1 protein-coding gene is annotated in these 391 nt (G+C 36.1%); it reads right to left on the bottom strand.

Annotation, left to right across the window (positions count from 1 at the left end; translation table 11 throughout):
* The coding region (locus tag CWB72_RS20710) for a hypothetical protein (protein WP_212747930.1) at positions 1 to 391 on the bottom strand (391 nt) is incomplete at both ends.

The raw sequence follows: 391 nt of genomic DNA, 5'->3' as shown, positions 1-391 counted from the left end.
CGAAGACTGCCTAGCTTTCCAGTTATTTAAAATTTGTAAGAAAGCTTTCTTATCAGCCTCTATCGAACTGTCATTTGCAAGTGCATTAATACGCTCTTTTGTATAAGAAGGGCGCGATAATTTATCTATATAATCTAATCCGTATGCTTTATTTCTGGGATCGATAATCTCATTTTGGTAGAGATAATTGGCAAGTAAATAAATGACTACAAGTAAAGGGATACTCCAGCTTCCAAGAAATATTGATAAAGCACCTGCCACCGCAATGATAATGGAGAAAAATAATGTTACACTGGCTGCAGCAGGTAGCTGAAATAATCTACTATCTGAACTATAGCCGGTGAGTATGATAAAAATAAATGCCAGTGTTATGGCTAATACTGCAGCAACA

Source organism: Pseudoalteromonas phenolica (assembly GCF_005886345.1).
Taxonomy (GTDB): Bacteria; Pseudomonadota; Gammaproteobacteria; order Enterobacterales; family Alteromonadaceae; genus Pseudoalteromonas; species Pseudoalteromonas phenolica_A.
This window is presented reverse-complemented; position numbering and strand designations above follow the sequence as displayed.